This window comes from Desulforegulaceae bacterium (genome assembly GCA_034006035.1).
Classification (GTDB): domain Bacteria; phylum Desulfobacterota; class Desulfobacteria; order Desulfobacterales; family JACKCP01; genus JACKCP01.
This window is the reverse complement of the sequence record JAVETN010000001.1, coordinates 115,799-135,739: the sequence shown is the minus strand read 5'-3', so window position 1 is coordinate 135,739 and position 19,941 is coordinate 115,799. Positions and strand designations below refer to the sequence as shown.

Here is a 19,941-nt window from a genome sequence, read left to right as displayed (position 1 = left end):
CTTAAAGACAATTCCAATTTCTTAGTTTTTAAAAAAGAAAAGTTTTTTTCTCTTTTTTTTTGTCTTATAATTTTCAATAGTTTTTTTTCTGGCCCATCTGGAAAAAAAATTTATATTGCCTGATTGGTAGGAGGCATCAATCATTTCCTGCTTTTTAGCAATACCTTTTTCTGATTCAAGGGCAGAAATTATACATTCCTTTTTATGGGAGCAATTATTAAGACAATTGTCAGGAGTTTTTCTATATCCTTCTTCAGTCATAGGAAATACAATATCAAGATCTCCAAAGCAACCGGGAGTTTTATCATCCATTTAAATTCTCTTTTTCAAACCTTATAAACTCTTCGGTAAATTTCCTTATATAGCCATCATCTGCAAAGCTGAAATATTTGTTATTTCCTATTATAAGATGCTCATGCACTCTTATATCCATATTAAGGCAGGCATGAACAAGTCTTCTTGTTATTAAAACATCAGACTTTGAAGGATCTACAGAGCCTGAAGGATGATTATGGGCAAAAATAAGAGCTGATGCACTTTTTTCAAGAGAAGATTTAATAATTTCCCTGGGATAAACAGCACTGGATGCAATACTGCCCTCATGCATATCTTCTATCCCTATAATCTGATTCTTGGAGTTTAAAAAAATTACTTTAAAGATTTCCTTATCCTTTTCTCTCATGGAAAAATAAAGATAATTAAAAACATCTTCAGAACAGGACAAAATATCTTTGTTCTCAACTTTTCTCTTTAAGTAAATTTCTGCAGCTGATTTTACAAAAACAAGGGGGAAAACATTGTTTTCCCCAATTCCTTTTACAGATTTGAGTTCTTTAAGGGGAGCTTCAAGAACCCTGGGTAAAGTTTTGAATTTTTCCAAAAGTTCTTTTGCCATAGGCTTGCAATCTTTTATGGGAGTCCCAAGAGTCAAGAGTATTTCAATTATTTCATAATCATGAAAACCAGAAATACCTGTTTCAAAAAATTTTTCCCTAAGTCTTTGTCTATGGCCTAAATTTGTATTTTTCTTTTTTTTACTTTCCTGCATTGTCAACCAGACTAAACATCAAAATTAAAATCAATTTCGTTTTTAAGTCTTCTTGTCATCAGTCTTTCAACAGACCTGGAAGGCTTAGCCTCATTGTACAATATGTTATATATTTCCTCACAGATTGGAAGTTCAATTTTAAGTTTTTTACTTAGATTATAAACAGATTTAGCTGTTTTTATCCCCTCAGCAACCATTCTCATTTCTTTTAAGATATCATCTAATTTTTTGCCTTCACCAAGTTTAAAGCCAACTGTATGGTTTCTACTGAGACTGCCTGTACATGTTAAAATTAAGTCCCCTACTCCTGAAAGTCCGGAAAATGTATGGGGATTTGCTCCCATTGCAAGACCGATTCTTCTTATTTCAACAAGGCCTCTGGTAATAAGAGCCGCCCTTGCATTAAGTCCAAGCCTCATTCCATCGGCCACCCCTGATGCTATGGCTATTACGTTTTTAACAGCTCCTCCAACTTCAACCCCAATTGTATCTTCACTTGTATAAACCCTGAAATATGTGGATGCAAAGACCTTTTGGACATAAGTTGCAGTATCAGGATCTTTTGAAGCAATGGTAACCACCGTAGGTTTTAACTCTCCAAGTTCTCTGGCAAAACTTGGGCCTGATAAAACTCCGCAATTGGAAGGCTCTATTTCAAGAACCTCCTCAATTACCTGGGTCATTGTTTTATAGGTGTGATTTTCTATTCCCTTGGATGCAGAAATAAAAATCATTTCTTTTGTTAAAAAAGGTTTGATTTTTTCAAGGGTTTCTCTCATCACATGAGAAGGAACAACAAGTACAACAAGATTGGTTCCAGCCAATACCCTTTCTAAACTGGTATCAGGAATAATGTTTCTTGAAAGTGTTATTTCGGGAAGATAAACTTTGTTTTCCCTGGTTGTATTTATTGAATCAAGAATTTCTTTTTCATAACACCAGAGTTTTACCTTAAAACCTTTCACTCCAAGAAGATTTGCAAGTGAGGTACCCCAGCTTCCTGCTCCAATTACAGATATTTTGGTCTCTTTGAATTCTTCATTTATACTCATCATATTCTTTCATTTTTTGCTTTTTATAAATCAAAGTCAAAATAAGCTTATTTTGACTTGTTTCATAGTCTTTCCAAAGTTAAATCTAAAATAACACTAGAATTTTAAAGTGCAGCTTTTAACTTTAAGGTCAAGCAAAAACCGTATTTAATTGTCTAAATTATTCGTCTTCATTGTCGCTTTTCTCAAAGTTCTCATCATCATCTTCTAAATCTGACTCATCTTCTAAATCTGACTCATCTTCTAAATCTGACTCATCTTCTAAATCTGAATCATCTTCTAAATCTGAATCATCTTCTAAATCTGAATCATCTTCTAAATCTGAATCATCTTCTAAATCTGAATCATCTTCTAAATCTGAATCATCTTCTAAATCTGAATCATCTTCTTCCTTTTCTTCAATTCTTGCTACCCCAATAAGCTTTTCATCATCCGAGAGAGTTATAAGCCTTACACCAAGAGTGTTTCTTCCAACAGTTGAAATATCATACGCATGCATTCTTATAAGTTTACCCTTATCAGATATAAGCATAATTTCATCATTTTCATCAAGAAGAAGCATGCCTACAACATCACCGTTTCTGCCCGAAGTCTTGATGTTTATCACACCTTTTCCGCCTCTTCGTCTTAAGGGATAAGCCTCAGACAAGGTTCTTTTTCCATACCCAAGCTCTGTTGCAGCAAAAACTGTCTTTTCATCGCTTTCAGAAACTTCTACACCAACAATTGAATCTCCTTCTGCCATCCGAAGTCCTATAACACCGCGAGAAGGTCTTCCTGTTGGTCTTACATCGCTTTCATTGAAACGAATCATTTTCCCTTTTTCTGAACCAAGAAAAACGTTTTTGTCTCCGTTTGTCATTCTCACAGCAATGAGTTCATCATCATCGCCAAGAGTAAGGGCAATTATTCCTCCAGCTCTTGGTCTTGAGTAGGCCATAAGATCGGTTTTTTTGACATAGCCATTTTTAGTTGCCATAAGAAGATAATGGCCTTCTTCAAAAGAAGAAACATTTAAAATTGTAGCAAGAGACTCTCCTTGCTCAAGGTCAAGCAAATTAACAATAGCCTTGCCTCTACCTGAACGTTGAGCTTCAGGAAGTTCATAAACCTTTGACCAATACACTTTACCAAAGTTTGTAAAGAATAAAAACATATCATGGGTGGAAGCCACAAAAAGATGGGCAATAAAATCTTCCTCCCTTACAGACATTGCTATTTTTCCTTTACCGCCTCTTCTTTGACTCTGATATGTTGAAAGAGGAGTACGCTTGATATAACCAGTTCTTGTAACTGTAACAACCATCTCTTCTCTAGCAATAAGATCTTCAATATCTATATCTGCGGTAGAGGTTACAATTCTTGTTCTTCTTTCATCTCCAAATTCAGTTTTAATCTGGGAAATTTCATCTTTAATAATCTGATATACTAAAGGTTCTTCTGTAAGAATTCTTCTATACCAGGCAATATCTTTTAAAAGAGCCTGGAATTCTTCTTCAATTTTACCTCTTTCAAGCCCGGTAAGCCTTTGAAGTCTCATATCTAAAATTGCCTGAGCCTGTTTTTCAGAAAGAGAAAATCTTTCAATAAGCCCTGTTTTGGCTTCTTCAGGAGAATTGGCTGCACGGATAAGAGCAACAACTTCGTCTATATTATCAAGGGCAATTTTAAGACCTTCTAAAATATGAGCTCTTGCTTCAGCTTTTTTAAGATCAAACTTGGTTCTTCTTATAACAACTTCTCTTCTATGCCTGATAAAATGGGACAAAATTTCCTTAATGTTCATTTGTTCAGGTCTTCTGTCCACCACAGCAAGAAAGTTTATACCAAAACTTACTTCAAACTGAGTATGCTTATAAAGCTGATTTTTAACAATTTCAGGAATAGCGTCTCTTTTCAAAGCTACAGCAACTCTGATTCCGTCCTTGTCTGACTCGTCTCTTACATATCTTATTCCCTCAATAACCTTATCTCTTTGAAGCTCGGCGATTTTTTCAATCAGCCTAGACTTGTTAACCTGGTAGGGAATTTCATTTGATATAAGTACAGTTCCTGAACCGTCATTTTCTTCAAAAATTTCTGAACGGATCTTGATAATTCCCCTGCCTGTATGATAGGCGTCTCTGATTCCGTTTATTCCGTAAATTATTCCGCCTGTGGGAAAATCCGGACCAGGAATGATTTCAAGAATTTCATCAATTGTAATTTCAGGATTATCTATCAACTCAATAAGTGCATCAGAAACTTCGTTTAAACTATGTGGAGGAATATTTGTCGCCATTCCAACTGCAATACCAGATGAGCCGTTCACAAGAAGAGCAGGCAATCTTGAAGGCATTACAGTAGGCTCATAAATAGACTCGTCATAGTTTGGAATAAAATCTACAGTTTCTTTTTCAAGGTCAGCAAGAATTTCATGGGAAATCTTTTTCATTCTTACTTCTGTATAACGCATTGCAGCAGGAGAATCTCCGTCAATGGAACCAAAGTTTCCCTGCCCGTCCACAAGAGGATATCTCATGGCAAAATTCTGAGCCATTCTAACTATTGCATCATATACAGCAGAATCACCGTGGGGATGGAACTTACCAATAACCTCACCTACAATTCTTGCTGATTTTTTATAAGCTTTGTTATAATCGTTTCTTTGTTCATGCATACCAAAAAGGATTCGTCTATGAACAGGCTTTAATCCGTCCCTAACATCTGGAAGAGCCCTTCCTATGATAACGCTCATGGCGTAATCCAGGTATGACTGTTGCATTTCCTTTTCTATACTGATTTCAGAACTTTTTGGTTCTTCAGACATATCACTACCTTAAATTATAAATTTTGAAATAAAAGCCTTAAAAACAGTTAAATAAGGCATATCCTTATTAATATACATTTCATTTCATGTTTTATTCAACCATTATCTGGTATTTTCTATGATACATATCAGATAAAGTTAAAAAGAATGTAACAATAAGAGGCCCATAAATTATTCCAAGAACTCCAAAAAGCTGCAACCCTCCGATAATAGCAAGGAAAACAAGAAGAGGATGAATTTTAACTCTATCTCCTACAAACTTAGGTTTAAAATAATACTCTGTAAAAAGAGAAGCTGTTGAGTAAAAGACAACTGTAACTATCCCAAGAAAAATCTGCCCTTTCAAAAAAAGAAACACAGCAACAGGAAACATTACAAAACCTATACCTACTATTGGAAGAAAGGCAAGAACCCCCATTACAACTCCCCATAAAAACGGAGAGGATATCCCAATAAGCTTTAAATAAATTCCTCCTGCAATCCCCTGAATAACACCAGCCATTCCGTTGACAATTAGAATAGCCCCTGCCATTTCCCTAAATTTTATTATTATTGTTTCATCTTCATCTGTTGGAAGAGGAGAAAGATAAATAAAGTAGTCAACAACTTTTTTACCGTCCATAAGAAGAAAAAAAAGAACGATTAAAAGCATAAAAAAACTTATGGCAAACTTAAATATATTTGAGGCTACCATGCTTGCCTGATCAAAAAGAGTTTTACCTAAAAATTTTCCAAGTTCGGCAAAAGGGGCAATAAAATCATCTCTTGTTACTTCAAGATCAAACTTTGAAAGGATAAGGTTTAGTTTATCAACCTGATCGCTTGATACAATAGAAAAAATCTCATCCCTTAAAACAGCACTCCTGGCAACAAGATAAAGAGAATAAGCTTCTTTTGAAAGAATGCCTGCAAAAACAGTAACAATAAAACCAGTAATTATAAATACAATAAAACACAACACCAATGCCGAGGGAACTGCCCTTATCTTTGAAGATAATTTAACATGGCAAGGATAAAGAAAGGCAGCAAAAACAGCAGCAAGGCAAAGGATTGATGCAAAAGGCCATAAAAGTCTTGTCAGCAAGGCTAAAGAAATAACAAAAAGCACAAGAAAATATTTAAGTATTGAAGACTTCAATTTTTTCAAAAACTCCTTTTTATAATCAAAAATAAAACTGAATAATCCTGCAAAAATAACAACTAAAAATTTTACCCTTCAATTAACATTTTTTATCACAGATTTGAATAAAAACTGCCTTTAAATTTCTTTAAAGGCAGTAAAATGTTTTTTTATTTATTTTCCCATTAAAAGGAAACTTTTTTTATCTTATTTTAAGCTTGAGTTTCCCTCTTGAACTGAAAACAATTCCAGTTTCAGCTCATCTGTTATTTATCAACAACCATTGCCATACCCATACCACCGCCAATACACATTGAAACAAGACCTGTATTGTAATTATTTCTTTTCATACCATGAATAAGGGTAACCATTTGTCTTGCACCTGTACATCCCACTGGATGGCCTATGGAAATACCACTTCCAAAGGGATTTGGTTTTTCTGAATCAAGACCCAGTTCAATCATGCATCCAAGTGCCTGAGCTGCAAAGGCTTCGTTAAGCTCGATCATATCAATGGAATTTATATCCATTCCAGTTCTGTTCATCAGCTTTCTTATTGCAGGAACAGGACCAAGACCCATGTATGCAGGGTCCATTGCACCTGAAGAAAATCCCTTGATTACAGCCATGGGCTCCAAACCAAGTTCTTTTGCCTTTTCAGCTGACATAAGAAGAACTGAAGCTGCACCGTCATTTATACCTGAAGCATTACCTGCTGTAACTGAACCGTCTTTTTTAAATGCAGGTCTCATTTTGCTCATTTTTTCCATGTCTGTTTCCATTGGACGCTCATCAGTGTCTACAACAATGTCGCCTCTTCTGGATTTCATAACAACAGGAACGATCTCTTCCTTAAAAAGACCTGTTTTAACAGCATTTAAAGCTCTGTTATGGCTTAGAACCGCAAGTTCATCCTGGGCTTTTCTTGAAATATCATATTTTGCAACAATATTTTCAGCAGTAATACCCATGTGATACCCATAAAAAATTTCATAAAGGCCATCATAAACCATGAGGTCATGAACCTTGCCAACTCCTGTAAGCTCCATTCTATGTCCCCATCTTGCATCTAAAAGGGCCATTGGAGCATTACTCATGCTTTCCATACCGCCAGCAAGAATTACATCTGATTCTCCTGTCATTATTGCCTGAGCTGCAAGAGAAATAGCCTTAAGTCCGGATCCACAGACCTTGCTTACAGTAAATGCCGGAGTTTCTTTTGGGAAACCGGCTGCAATCATTGACTGCCTTGTGGGGTTTTGGCCAAGTCCTGCTGTAAGAACACAGCCCATTATTACCTCGTCAACTACCACAGGAGTCAAGGAATCGTCATAATCATAACCTGGCTCTTCAAGTTCTATCCGACCCTGATCTTTAAGTTTATCTGGATAAATTGACTTCATCTCATCAGAAGGGATTGGTCTTAAACCTGCTTTTTTAAGAGTTTCCTTCATCACTGTTCTACCAAGATCAACAACAGGAGCATTTTTCAAAGTTCCTCCGAAACTTCCAACAGCTGTTCTTGAACCGCTGACTATCACAACATCTCTCATGGACTTCCTCCTTTAATTGATTTAAAAAAATAATATTTAAAACTTTACAGTTGACACTCACTAAACTTTAATTATAGATGCAGATTATCCGTATTAGAAGCGAATGTCAATAATCTCGTTAAACAGATCAACCCTATAGTAAACACTGTGTGCATATAAAATGTGTCTAATTGTCTTTTCGTACCGTCAAAATAAAGATTATCCGCTGATCATTGCTGCAAACCGCGATGAATTCTACAAAAGAAAAACAAAAACTCTTGATCTAATAGAAGAGAATCCCCTTGTAATTTCAGGTAAAGACCTTGAATCAGGAGGAACCTGGATGGGGATAAACAGAAAAACCAAAAAATTTGCAGCAGTGACAAACTATAGGGACCCCTCTAAAATAATGGATGATGCAAAATCAAGGGGAATAATTGTAAGCTCTTTTTTAAAAAAGGACGAAGAACCCTTAAGCTTTCTTGAAAGACTAAAAAAAGAAAAAGATATTTACAATGGATTTAATTTTATTTTGGGAAGTACTGAAAGCCTTTATCATTATTCAAACATAAATGATCAAATAACCCAAATAACTCCGGGTCTTCACGCTGTATGCAATCATCTCTTAAACACTCCCTGGCCAAAAGTAATAAGGGCCAAAAAAATCTCTCAAAAATCATTTGAATCTGAAGATATAGTTGAATCAAGCCTTGAGATGCTAAAAGATGACAAGCTTTACAAAGACAGTGAACTTCCTGAAACAGGAATGGGGATTGAATTTGAAAGACTGCTGTCTCCTATTTTTGTTAAAAGTGAAACTTATGGAACGAGGTCTTCTTCCGTTATTCTGGTTGATAAAAATCAAAATATTAGATTTAAAGAAAGAGCATTCCTTGAAAAAGGGCTTTTAAAGGACACTGAATTTTTTATTTCCTGAATAAAAAATTTTTAAATATTTTATTTTTTATGATTTGTTTTTTTGGATTCCCAAAAGGCAAGTCTTTTCCTTATCAAAGACTCATGACCAAAATCTGAAGGTTCATAAAACTTTATCCCTTTTAATTCTTTTGGCAAATATTCTTGATCTGCAAAAGCAAACTCAAAATCATGGGGATATTGATAGTTTTTTTTGTATCCAAGGTCTTTCATAAGCTTTGTGGGAGCATTTCTTAAATGAAGAGGAACTTCAAAAGCTTTGTTTTCCCTGACTGCTTTCTCTGCTTTTTTTAAGGCAAGATAAGATTTGTTGCTTTTTGGAGCTGTTGCAAGATAAACAGCTGCCTGGACCATGGCAAGTTTTCCTTCAGGAAATCCCATGAATTTAAAGGCTTCCACAGCTGAAACAGCAATTGTAAGTGCATTTGGATCAGCATTCCCAATATCTTCTGAGGCAACTGCAACCATTCTTCTTAAAATATATAAAGGATCTTCTCCAGATGAAAGCATTCTTTCCATCCAGTAAAGAGCTGCATCTGGATCACTCCCCCTAAGACTTTTATGAAAAGCGGAAATAAGATCAAAGTGATTATCGCCTGATTTATCATATCGTAAAATTTTTTCTCCAAACACTGATTTTAAATCATTTTTTTCTATTTTGTTTTTTGACGAATCAAGACAAAACAAAACAAGGCTTTCAAGATTATTTAAGCAAAGCCTTAAATCCCCTTCGCCTGCCGATGCAATCATGGCTAAAATTTCTTCATCAGCTTCAACACCAAAAGCTTTAAGCCCTTTTTCTTCATCTTCCAGGGCTTTTTTAAGAATGCTTACAATATCATTTTCTCTAAGAGGATTAAGTTTAAAAACCTTAAGCCTTGAAAGAAGAGGAGAAATTATTTCAAATGAAGGATTTTCTGTTGTTGCTCCAACTAAAGTAATAAGTCCTTCTTCAACATGCTTTAAAAAAGCATCTTGCTGGGATTTACTGAACCTGTGAATTTCATCAACAAAAAGAACAGTCTTTTTTTTAAATTTGAAAAGCCGCTCTTTTGCCTCTTCAAGGACTTTTCTTAAGTCTGCAACCCCTGATAAAACAGCAGAAAGTGAAACAAAACTATATCCGCTTTCATTGGACAAAGCTCTTGCAATGGAAGTTTTCCCGCATCCGGGAGGCCCCCACAAAAGAAAGGAAAAAATTCTTTTTTCTTTTAAGGAAGTTATTAAAAGGGATTTTTCACCTGTAATATGTTTTTGCCCTATAACTTCAGACAAAGAAGCAGGCCTCATCCTCTCTGCTAAAGGCTGATAAAGAAATTTATCTGTATTCTGCTCAAACAAATCCAAATTTAACGCCTTTTTCTAAGTCTTTTATTTTTACCCCTTTTGCTGGCCTTTTTAATTGAAGGCCTTGTTGGAAGCTTGTCCATAAAACCTTCTTTTCCCTTCCTTTGTTTCATAAAAAACACAAGAGGAGTCTCCTCAAGTCCGGTTTTTGTCCGTATTTGATTTATTAAAAATCTTTTATAGGAAAAATGAACTGCATCAGGATAATTCACAAATGAAATAAAAGTTGGAGGACAGGCCGTAACCTGGGTTGAATAATAAAACTTAAGCCTTCTGCTTTTATGGTAAGGCGGGGTGTTTCTTTCAACAGCAGTATTTATTATCTCATTTACTTTTGAGGTTGAAATTCTTGTGGAGTATTGCTGATAAACTTTATTTACCAACCCAAAAATCTTTTGAACTCTTTTTCCAGTTTTTGCTGAGATTGTAATTATAGGAGCATAGGAAAGAAAAGAGGCATGATATCTCACATCATCAACAAACCGCTTTTGTGCCTTTGGATCCCTTTCCACAAGATCCCATTTGTTTATTACAAAAATTGCACCGCAGCCTCTTTCCTCTGCATAGCCTGCAATTTTAACATCCTGCTCTGTAATTCCTTCGGAAGCATCTATAAGAATTAAGGCAATATCGCATTTATCAAGACTTCTTAAAGCTTTTATAACTGAAAATTTTTCAATCTTTTCATTTACTTTGCTTTTTCTTCTTATCCCAGCAGTATCAACAATAAGATAGTTTTTTCCGTTAAAACTCAGTCTGGAATCTATGGAATCTCTGGTTGTACCCGGGACATCACTTACAACCATTCTTTCTTCTCCAAGAATTTTATTTGTAAGTGATGATTTTCCTGAATTAGGCTTGCCTACAATTGCAATCTTAATCAGCTCACTATCTGGATCCTTATCACCTTCTGAAGGAATAAACTCAGACAAGGCATCAAGAAAATCATTTATTCCATAACCATGTTCACCTGAAACAGGAAAAAGATGCTCTACTCCTGTTTGATAAAAATCGTAAATCAAATCTTCTTTTTCAAGGGAATCTATCTTGTTTACAAGAAAAAATTTGGGCTTGTCCACATCTCTTACAAGCTTTAAAAGATCTTGATCATAGGAAGAAATCCCGGATTTACCGTCAAAAACAAGAACAATTATATCACATTCTTCAATTCCCATTTGAAGCTGGTTTTTTATTTCCTGGGCAAAAGAGTCTGTATCATTGGATAAAAAACCGCCCGTATCAACAAGAAGAAAAGATTTATCATCATAAACCACATCACCGTAGTTCCTGTCTCTTGTAACCCCGGGCATATTGTCAACTATGGCATCCCTTGATTTTGTAAGCCTGTTGAAAATCGTTGATTTCCCAACATTGGGTCTTCCAAAGAGAGCTACTGTCTTTTTCATTATACTTCTACCTTAATTTATATTAAGAAAACTGAATTATTTGACACATTTTTAAAAAATATGCAATAAATTTAGTAAAATCTAATCTTTAAACTAAATATCAGTCTTAGAAACAAAAATTTTACTACAACATTTTTTTGCAGATCAAACTATTAAAAACACAAGAATCTATAATAATTAAAATCAGCGATTTAGTTTACAGAGTAGGACTTTAAAAATAAAAATATCAAAATATTTAACGAATGTACATAAATCGGGTGAAGATAACAGTATGGTTAATTTAAAATTTATGCCAGTGCCAATCAAAAAAACCCGGCATACATAAAAATATACCGGGTTTAAACTTATTTTAATAACCCTTTTTTAAACTAATTGGCTACTAATTTTTTGTACTCATCGCTCCAATTAAGACTGGGAGGCAGGAAATGCTTTTTTTATTATTTCCATGGCAGGTTTACCGTCTTTTGCCTTAACTCCTTTAAGCCAGCCTGAGACAATATTGTGGTTTTTCGATATCCAGGATTTAGCAATCTGGGCAGGCTCTTTTTCTTTATAACCATATTCATAAATCCATTTACTCTGAACTTGGGTAGAAACTTTAAGCTGTTTCATAAATTTATATAATTCAGGATATCGGGCATGAAAATTTTTATTTACAATTGTGTAAACCTTGCTGCTACTGATAAATGTTTCAGTACCAGGAACTGAGCCAAGAAATTTCATATCAACTTCTATGGTCATCCAATGGGGGCTCCAACATCCAAAGGCAACCCACTCTTTGTCTTTCATTTTTGACTTTACCTGACTCAACATGGCAGGCGTTGTGCTTCCAACCTGCTCCCAGCTTCCAAGACCTGCTGCATTATTTTTTATTATATCTTCCATTGAATTATGCATACCCGAACCAGGTTCAATATTATATATTGTTTTTTTAAATTTTTCTTTGTTTGGATCAAGGTCACCCATATCTTTTACACCCGCATCCCAAACATAAGTTGGTACACACAGGCCTATTTTACAATCATCAATATTTAATCCAACTTTTTCGACCTCGCCCTTTTTAACAAGAGGGCTAATCATAGCATTCTGGTGAGGAGTCCATGCACCAAGGAACACTTCCATCTGATCTATTGTCATGGTTTTGTAGATTATTGGAGGACCAACTTCTTTTTGCTCTGTTTCATAACCCATTGCATTAGTTATCTGACAAACAATTTCTGTCTTTACTGTAACGCCCGGCCATGGAGGAACCCCAAACCGAATTGTATCTGCACATAAAAGTGCTGGTATGACTAAAATTAAAATAACCAATAAGACAATCTTCCTCATAAACCTCTCCTGAATTTGATTAATGTATAGGTAGATTTTTATACAATACAATTAAAATCAATATTTTGCAAATTGGGCTAGAATATTTGAGTTTGAGGGATTAAGTTTTGAGACTTACTTTATCGGGACTTCTGGAAACCTTTAGATACAATGTGGAAGCAGCAGAAAATAAATTTGAAGCATTAAAAATTTATGAAAAAACCCGTAAAAATTTGACCTTTTTATTCTTTATATGGTTATAATCCTGATGCGAAAATAACTATTTAATCAGGATTATATAAAAACAGTTAACTTAAAATTTTTCAGAAAAACAAATTAACGGATTTTATTTTCAGCACTACAATAAAAATATTATTATTTGGAGCAAAATCATGCACAAAGAACTATTTTCTCCCATAAAAATTGGCAAAACCAATATAAAAAATAAAATAGTAATGGCTCCCATGGGAAATATAAACATGGCAGATCCAATCGGAAGACCCCTTCAAAAAATGATTTCATATTTTGAGGAAAGGGCAAAAGGAGGAACAGGACTTATTATAAGCGGTCTTGTTCCTGTATCTTTTGGAATTGATCCAACAATTTCAGAAGAAAACAACACAACATATTTCCCAAGAATTGACGGCTCATCAAGAACTAGAATGTCAGGCTGGAGAGATCTTATTTCCACTCTTCATTCCTATGATTCAAAATTTTTCATTCAGCTCTCAGCAGGACTTGGAAGGGTTGGTTCCCCTGAATGTGCATTAAAATTAAAAATCCCTAAATCAGCATCTTTTAACAAAAACTTTTATCTTCCTGCTATTCCCCATTTTCCCCTTACAGATATGGCAATAAAAAAAATAATAAAAAGCTTTGGCCAAAGTGCAATAAATGCAAAAGTTTGCGGAGCAGACGGAATTCATCTTCACGGCCATGAAGGCTATTTAATGGATCAGCTTACTTCCCTTCCATGGAATAGAAGAAAATTTGGAAGATACAAAAACAGATTTCAGTTTGCCATAGATATTGTAAAAGAAATTAAAAATATCTGCGGAAAGGACTTTCCTGTAATTTACAGAGTTGATCTTACCCAGGGGCTTGAATTTAGTTATGGAAAAGAAATTTTCAAAAAAAGATTCATGGGAATGGAGAGAACCATAGAAGAAGGTCTTGAATTTTGCAAAGAACTATATAAATCAGGAGTTGATGCCTTTGATGTTGATAAAGGCTGTTATGACAACTGGTTTTTCCCCCACCCTCCGGCTTATTTTAAGGACAAACCCTATGTTGAAGAAATGGCGGGAAGTTTAAAAAAGTTTTTTGAAAAAGAAAATATAAAAGCTCCTGTAATTGCTGTTGGAAAACTTGGAAGGCCTGAATCTGCCCTGGAAGTTATAAAAACAAATACAGCAGATATGATAATGCTTGGAAGACCGCTTTTAGCAGACCCTTATTGGCCGGAAAAAGTAAGAACCGGAAAATCAAATGAAATTGTCCATTGCATAGGAGATCAGGATGCTTGTATTCAGTCTTTTATTCTTGGAGGACATCCATGCTGCAGTGTAAATCCCTATGCTGGTTTTGAGGATGTTAAAATTTTAACTCCTGCAACAAAAATAAAAAATGTGGCAATAGTTGGAGCTGGCCCGGGCGGATGCGAGGCTGCAATTACAGCAGTAAAAAGAGGACACAAAGTTACTCTTTTTGAAAAAAGTCAAAATATTGGGGGACAATTTTTTCTTGCCTCAAAAATGCAGATAAAACACGATGTTAAATTATATTTAAATAATCTTAAAAACCGGCTTAAATCTTTGGAAGATAAAGGCCTTGAAATAAAGTTAAATACAATTCCTTCAAAAAAAGACTTAATTTCATCTTTTGATTCAATAATTTGTGCTACCGGAGTAAAGCCTTTGATTTTAGATATTAAAGGACTTGAAAATATAGAACACACAGATTCAAGAACATTTCTTGAAAACGATCTTTTACTTAATGAAAAATTTAAAAAAATCACAATTATAGGCGGAGGTATTGTTGGTTGTGAACTTGCCTGTGAATTGGGTGCAAAATACAAAGATATTGAAATAACAATAATTGAATTGGAAAAAGACCTTATGAAAGGTGTTATCCATGCAAACCGTTCCATGCTTTTATGGCTTATGATGGGGCTTGGTTCAACAGACAATTCAAAAGATCCATTGATAAAAAATCCTGTTAAGGCATTTACATCTTCAAAGGTTTTGGAAATAAAAGAAAATTCAATTATTGTTAAAGCAAACAAAAAAAGAAAAGATCCTTTTACTCCCTGGCACACTCTTATTCCTGAAAATATTCATAATCCTTTTGACAAAAAACTTAATCCTGAAAACACAGAAGAAATTAAAGTTGAAACAGATTTTATAATCTTTGCAACAGGAGCCTTGTCTGAAAACTCTTTTTACACTGAAATATCAGAGTCTGATTTTAAAGGAGATCTTTTTTCCATAGGAGACTCAAGACAACCTGAAAGCGGATGGCAGGCAATTACTTCTGGAAATGATGTTGGACGTTTTATTTAAAACCTGAAAATCAGCTGGTTTTTTAATAAATCTCAGCTTCTTTGTCACTTGTTAATTTTCAAACAGATTAAACTCACAAGTGGCAAGCTTTTTTCAGGTCAATTCCTTTTATATCAAAACTTTTATGCCTCAGTTTATTCCAAAGCTCTTTTCATAAACTATGGTTTCTTTTAAGAATCAAATTTCCATAAATAAAAAAATCAAATTGACTATCTTCAATGAGTTTAATATTTATAAATAACAATTATCAATAATAGTTAGTAAAAAAACAATTTTATATATAGAGGAATTAACAATGAACCTTGAAAACTTAAGTATAGGAAAAAAAATTGCTGTTATCGGAATTATCCCCCTTGTCATTCTTTTTTTTAGCCAGAGTTTTAATATCAATTTAAAACTTAAAGAAATGAAAATTTTAAACAATATGAAAGACAATATTCAAATGCAACATGTAAGCTCACAGCTTATTGGTCATTTGCAAAAAGAAAGGGGACGTACTGCTGTTTTTCTAAATGGGGGAGCAAAAATTGATTCAGTACAAAAATTAAGAAAAGAAACAGACTCAGTTTTTGAAAGCTGGGAAACAGCAAGAAGCAATTGTAAAATAGAAAGAAGCAAAGCATTTCATGAAACAGCCAGCCTTCAGACCAAACTCAATCAAATCAGAAACAAATACAATACTCAAAACCTTGATTTGCAGCCAAATCAAATTGAAGAATACACCCAGGTTATAAACAACCTTTTGGAAATGCAGTCAGAAGCAGCCAATGCAAAAACTACAGGAGGCTTTGGAAAAATAATGACAAGCCTTTTAGTTCTTGAAATAGCCAAAGAAAATGCCGGGCTTCTACGTGCAAATGTAAGCAGTATTCTTGCAAAAAACACAGCTATTCCAGAAGATAAATTTTCACATATTATAACACTTAATGCTGCAACAAACACAAACCTTGACTCTCCTGCACTTGCACTTTCTCCTGAAATAGAAAAAGAATTAGAAACCAATAAAACAAGCCGTGAATGGGCAGAAACAACCAGGATTTTCAATGAAGTTCTTCTTAAAGCCGGTACAGGCAACTTCAGGATTTCCCCTGACACATTCTGGAGACCTGTATCCAAAAAAATAGATGATATTGGAAAAATTGTTCAAAAAAGCCTTGACGATATAGATCTTAGAATTGACACAGCAATCAAACAAATGAAAGTTGAAATAATAAGGGCGTTTGTTGTCACAGGTTTAACATTGATAATAACCTCGTTAATTATCTTTTTTGTAATTATCAATATTGTAAGAAACATTAATAATATAAAAAAATCCATGGATGAAATTGCCAGAGGCGAAGGAGATCTTACAAAAAGGCTGCCTGTAAAAGGCTCAGATGAGCTTGCAGAGCTTGCAAAAACTTTTAATGAGTTTGCTGAAAATATGAGAAAAATGATTGCTGAAATAGCAGAAAGCAGCCAAATCCTTTCAGATTCAACAACTCAGCTTTCTTCAATAGCAGCTGAAACAGCCAAGGGAGCAGATGAGTCAAGCTCAAGTTCCCAAAATGTTGCCATGGCTGCAAAAGAAATGAATGATTCGGCAATAACAATGTCTGACAGTATGGAAAGAGCAGCCAACAACTTGAATTCAGTTGCTTCTGCAATGGAGGAAATGTCAGCAACTATTTCAGAAATTGCTTCAAACACAGCAGAAGCAAATGCCCAGTCAGAAGATGCAGCTGAAAAAGCAAAGGGATTTTCTGAAATAATGGAAGAACTTGGACTTGCAGCCACTCAAATCGGCGAAGTTACAGAAACAATAAATGATATTTCAGAGCAAACAAACCTTCTAGCCTTAAATGCAACCATTGAAGCGGCAAGAGCTGGTGAAGCAGGAAGAGGATTTGCTGTTGTTGCAAATGAAATAAAAGAACTTGCCAACCAAACCTCAAGTGCAACAAGGAACATAAGCACTCAAATTTCAGGCATCCAGGAAGCTTCACAAAGAGCAGAAACAGATATGGAAGTAATTGTAAAGTCTATTTACAATGTCAACGAAATAGTAAGTGCCATAGCTGCTGCAATTGAAGAACAGTCTTCTGCTGTAAATGAAGTATCATCAAATCTTTCACAATCTTCAGAGTATGTTGAAGATTCAAACTCTCAAAGCCAGTCTATGAGTGCATTATCTGGAGAAATTGCAAGTGCAATCAACTCGGTAAGTGGTGCTGTGGAACAAATTAAAAACGGAAGCTATGAAACTTTGGAAACAGTTGAAAAACAATCATCAATAACTGAAAAAATTCAAGATCAGATGAAAAAATTTAAAGTTTAACAAGTTCAAATTATCCCCACCCGGGTGGGGATAATTTTACTAGAAGTTCAACCATAGTATCTGGAGTATAAAAACAATCTATACCAATTCCCATCTTAATAAAAACAAACTTTGACTTTCCCACAAGTCTTTGCTGTTTTCTACCTTGATATAAACACCCAACCAGTTTCTGTCATAATCTATGGAATCAATCCCTGGATCCGGGTATTGATAATTATTAATACAAAGACAAATCTTTTCATTTTTGCTAAAATCAAATTCAATCAAATTGCTCTCCTTTTTAAAATGGTGGAAATCTTGAATCTTTTTAGCTGTTTCTTGACAAAAGGCAAAAAAGTATAAAGTTTTTATTATGTATTTTTGAAGGAAAGCTGGAAAATGGTAGATCTTTAATTTAATAATACCTAATGGGAAAAGGTGCAAAACTATGAAAAATTACAAAATTGCAGTTATCGTAGGAAGCCTTCGTAAAGAATCCTTTAACCTGAAAACAGCCAAAGCATTGATAGCGAATGCACCAGAAACATTATCTCTTGAAATATTAAACATAGCTGACCTTCCGATGTTTAATGAAGACCTGGAAGCTACTCCACCAAAGGAATGGGTAAAATTCCGGGAGCAAATCATCGCTGCTGATGGTCTTCTCTTTTTGACACCTGAATATAACCGCTCGGTACCCGGTGTTTTAAAAAATGCCATTGATGTAGGCTCCCGTCCTTATGGTAAAAATTGCTGGGACGGTAAACCTGGAGCTATTATCAGTGTTTCTATTGGAAACATTAGTGGCTTTGGTGCCAATCATCATTTACGTCAATCGCTGGTTTTTGTTAATGTGCTCACCATGGCACAGCCTGAAGCTTACATTGGAGGAGCTGCAGCACTTTTTGACGATAAGGGAAAGCTTACAAACGACTCTACCAAAACCTTCCTGGATAGCTTTATGGCAGCCTTTGAAAAATGGGTTGCTACAAATGTGCAACAATAGCGAGAAAATTGTTCTTTATGTTTTATGCATACAGTTCTTTGTAATTTCACCCCTAGTGAACCACTTCTGCCCATGGAAAAAGCAGCATCTAACTTATACAGACATGTCCGAATCATAATGAAGTCGGTACAGGGTTAAATAAGAATGAGGAGTGGTTCTGCCAATGGGCTGAGGTTACCATTTTTACGCTTAATTTTTTTCACGGTTGGGGACAACGCATAAAACAACAACCACGACTTTTTATTACAGCAAAACGACCAGTTTAGGAAAAGGCAGGAAGTTAATAATAACATTTTTTAAACAAAAGGAGTGTGACCATGAGAAACACAATCATTAGTTGTTTGGCAATATCGCTTTTGCTGGCTACCTCCCTGTGGGCGGCTGGCAACCAACCAATGCATACACAAAATCGATCCTCTTCAGGTTTAGAATATAGAGCTGGAGGAGGTATGGGACCGGGAATGATGGGACCAGGGTCAGGTTACCACGGACGGGGGCCTGGAATGATGGGTGATGGTTACCACATGGGCCGCGGGATGCATGGGATAGCCCCTGACTCACAAGGGTGGCAAGGCATGTCCCCTGAGCAACGTGAACAGTGGAGACAGGCTCGCTCCCAGTTTATGCAGGATACATTGCCGCTACGGCAAGAGTTGAGTGCCAAACAAATGGAACTTGAGGTGGCTTGGGACCAAAAAAACCCAGATACTAAAAAGGTAAAAGCGTTATCAGACCAAATAGCGGAGTTACGCTCCAAGTTGAATCGAAAATACGACCAATATCTGACCTGGTGCCGACAAGAGTTTGGAGATCGTGGCTGGGCTTGTCCTGGTGGCGGCCGAAGGGGTTATTAAGGCTTACTTTAATACAACGTGTCCCTCCTCTTTCCTATACAATTGCACAGGAAAGAGGAGGGACTTAAATTAAAAAATATTTTTTAATCAAAAAACAAGACAACTACCCTGACACAAGGGTTTATTGAAAATACAATTTTCATTTTCTTGAAGGATATTTATTTAATTCATCCTGAAGAGAATCAGCAACCACTAACAAATTTTCCAATGAAAACCAGCCTTCAATAAAGCAGTCTTCATCTTTTGAAAATGACTGGGGTTTACTTTCAGCGTCAAAATAAACACGCATTCTAATAGCATCGCTTTCAAATGGAAAAAGTTTAAACATTAGATTTGGTTCAATAAAGGAAATTGTTTTCCTGGATAAGAGGCTCTTTTTTGAGGTTTTTAAATTCATTTATCATCATTTCCAATTCCCATGTCAATAAAGATGGACTTTGGCTTTCCCACGAGTCTTTGCTGGTTTCTACCTTGATATAAACACTTAACCAGTTTCTGTCATAACCTATGGAATCAATCCCTGGATCCGGGTATTGATAATTATTAATACAAAGATGAAACTTTTCATTTTTGCTAAAATCAAATTCAACCAAATTGCTCTCCTTTTTAAAAAAACCAAATTTAAAATTTTAATACTTTCTTTGTGATTTTTTTTTTAATTATTTT

At 35.1% G+C, this 19,941-nt stretch carries 16 protein-coding genes; 4 read left to right on the top strand and 12 right to left on the bottom strand.

Annotated features, from left to right (window positions below; genetic code table 11):
• Positions 1–21 precede the first annotated feature (21 nt).
• The 6 genes from RBR53_00580 to RBR53_00555 all read right to left on the bottom strand — a co-directional run bounded on the left by RBR53_00580 (position 22) and on the right by RBR53_00555 (position 7,582).
• The gene (locus RBR53_00580) at positions 22–312 is read right to left on the bottom strand and encodes a hypothetical protein (protein MDY0131145.1); all 291 of its coding nucleotides are present in this window, start codon (positions 310–312) and stop codon (positions 22–24) included.
• Positions 305–1,048 (bottom strand): DNA repair protein RadC, encoded by a 744-nt coding sequence (radC, locus tag RBR53_00575; GenBank protein MDY0131144.1) that lies wholly within the window; start codon positions 1,046–1,048, stop codon positions 305–307. Before radC ends, RBR53_00580 begins: the two co-directional genes overlap by 8 nt.
• Before the next feature lie 11 nt (positions 1,049–1,059).
• Positions 1,060–2,103: an NAD(P)H-dependent glycerol-3-phosphate dehydrogenase gene (locus RBR53_00570; GenBank protein MDY0131143.1), complete on the bottom strand. Its 1,044-nt coding sequence runs from the start codon at positions 2,101–2,103 to the stop codon at positions 1,060–1,062.
• A 157-nt stretch (positions 2,104–2,260) separates the two neighbouring features.
• The gene (gene gyrA / locus RBR53_00565; GenBank protein MDY0131142.1) at positions 2,261–4,909 is read right to left on the bottom strand and encodes a DNA gyrase subunit A; all 2,649 of its coding nucleotides are present in this window, start codon (positions 4,907–4,909) and stop codon (positions 2,261–2,263) included.
• Positions 4,910–5,000: 91 nt separating this feature from the next.
• Entirely contained in the window at positions 5,001–6,047 is a 1,047-nt protein-coding gene (locus RBR53_00560) for an AI-2E family transporter (GenBank protein ID MDY0131141.1), read from the bottom strand.
• A gap of 248 nt (positions 6,048–6,295) precedes the next feature.
• Complete coding sequence (locus RBR53_00555; protein MDY0131140.1) at positions 6,296–7,582, bottom strand: acetyl-CoA C-acetyltransferase; 1,287 nt, start codon at positions 7,580–7,582, stop codon at positions 6,296–6,298.
• 160 nt (positions 7,583–7,742) lie between these two features.
• Here RBR53_00555 and RBR53_00550 point away from each other — a divergent pair, with 160 nt between their 5' ends.
• Positions 7,743–8,498, top strand: a complete 756-nt coding sequence (locus tag RBR53_00550) for an NRDE family protein (protein MDY0131139.1) — start codon at positions 7,743–7,745, stop codon at positions 8,496–8,498.
• A 20-nt stretch (positions 8,499–8,518) separates the two neighbouring features.
• On the opposite strand, the gene RBR53_00545 is transcribed toward RBR53_00550, so the two are convergent.
• The 3 genes from RBR53_00545 to RBR53_00535 all read right to left on the bottom strand — a co-directional run bounded on the left by RBR53_00545 (position 8,519) and on the right by RBR53_00535 (position 12,579).
• Positions 8,519–9,844 carry a replication-associated recombination protein A gene (locus tag RBR53_00545; GenBank protein MDY0131138.1) on the bottom strand — a complete coding sequence of 442 codons (1,326 nt, stop codon included), beginning with the start codon at positions 9,842–9,844 and terminating at the stop codon, positions 8,519–8,521.
• Positions 9,845–9,846: 2 nt separating this feature from the next.
• Positions 9,847–11,250, bottom strand: coding sequence for a ribosome biogenesis GTPase Der (gene der, locus RBR53_00540; protein ID MDY0131137.1), 1,404 nt, complete (start codon positions 11,248–11,250; stop codon positions 9,847–9,849).
• 405 nt (positions 11,251–11,655) lie between these two features.
• Entirely contained in the window at positions 11,656–12,579 is a 924-nt protein-coding gene (locus RBR53_00535; GenBank protein ID MDY0131136.1) for an ABC transporter substrate-binding protein, read from the bottom strand.
• 371 nt (positions 12,580–12,950) lie between these two features.
• Here RBR53_00535 and RBR53_00530 point away from each other — a divergent pair, with 371 nt between their 5' ends.
• Together RBR53_00530 and RBR53_00525 are read left to right on the top strand one after the other, a co-directional pair.
• A complete protein-coding gene (locus tag RBR53_00530) occupies positions 12,951–15,119 on the top strand; it encodes an FAD-dependent oxidoreductase (protein ID MDY0131135.1) in 2,169 nt (722 codons plus the stop codon).
• Positions 15,120–15,414: 295 nt separating this feature from the next.
• A complete protein-coding gene (locus RBR53_00525) occupies positions 15,415–17,436 on the top strand; it encodes a methyl-accepting chemotaxis protein (GenBank protein MDY0131134.1) in 2,022 nt (673 codons plus the stop codon).
• Positions 17,437–17,514: 78 nt separating this feature from the next.
• On the opposite strand, the gene RBR53_00520 is transcribed toward RBR53_00525, so the two are convergent.
• The gene (locus tag RBR53_00520; protein ID MDY0131133.1) at positions 17,515–17,703 is read right to left on the bottom strand and encodes a hypothetical protein; all 189 of its coding nucleotides are present in this window, start codon (positions 17,701–17,703) and stop codon (positions 17,515–17,517) included.
• Between the two features lie 160 nt (positions 17,704–17,863).
• Between RBR53_00520 and RBR53_00515 the strand changes: the two genes are divergently transcribed.
• Positions 17,864–18,421 (top strand): NAD(P)H-dependent oxidoreductase, encoded by a 558-nt coding sequence (locus RBR53_00515; GenBank protein ID MDY0131132.1) that lies wholly within the window; start codon positions 17,864–17,866, stop codon positions 18,419–18,421.
• Between the two features lie 993 nt (positions 18,422–19,414).
• Here the strand turns inward: RBR53_00515 and RBR53_00510 are convergent.
• Together RBR53_00510 and RBR53_00505 are read right to left on the bottom strand one after the other, a co-directional pair.
• Positions 19,415–19,603 (bottom strand): hypothetical protein, encoded by a 189-nt coding sequence (locus tag RBR53_00510; GenBank protein MDY0131131.1) that lies wholly within the window; start codon positions 19,601–19,603, stop codon positions 19,415–19,417.
• A gap of 10 nt (positions 19,604–19,613) precedes the next feature.
• Complete coding sequence (locus RBR53_00505; protein ID MDY0131130.1) at positions 19,614–19,868, bottom strand: hypothetical protein; 255 nt, start codon at positions 19,866–19,868, stop codon at positions 19,614–19,616.
• Positions 19,869–19,941: the final 73 nt, after the last annotated feature.